The 426-nt window shown below is 63.4% G+C and carries 1 protein-coding gene; it reads left to right on the forward strand.

The genetic code is table 11. The annotated features are described in order from the left end of the window. On the forward strand, nucleotides 1–426 hold a 426-nt coding region (locus X742_RS0139785), incomplete at both ends, for an HAD-IC family P-type ATPase (protein ID WP_031248889.1).

Genomic DNA, 426 nt, shown 5'->3' on the forward strand with positions numbered 1-426 from the left:
TGGTCGCGCCCGGTATCGCCGTATCGCCGACCGCGTGTCGGCACTCTACGCGCCGATGGTTCATCTCACCGCCTTGGCAACGTTCCTGGGCTGGATGGCGGCGACCGGCGACTGGCACCGGGCGATGACGATCGCCATCGCTGTTCTCATCATCACGTGCCCTTGCGCGCTTGGCCTCGCCGTTCCAATCGTCCAGGTGGTCGCAGCACGGCGCCTGTTCGAGAACGGCATCATGGTTAGGGACGGCTCGGCCATGGAACGTCTGGCGACAATCGACACGGCGGTGTTCGACAAGACCGGTACGCTCACGCTTGGCCAGCCCACTCTGGTCAACGCGTCGTCTATTGATCCCGCCATGCTGGCAATCGCTGCCGATTTGGCCGCGCATTCGCGTCATCCATATTCAAAGGCCATTGCCGGCTTTGC

It is taken from the genome of Mesorhizobium sp. LNHC229A00 (assembly GCF_000502415.1).
In the GTDB taxonomy this organism is placed as follows: Bacteria; Pseudomonadota; Alphaproteobacteria; order Rhizobiales; family Rhizobiaceae; genus Mesorhizobium.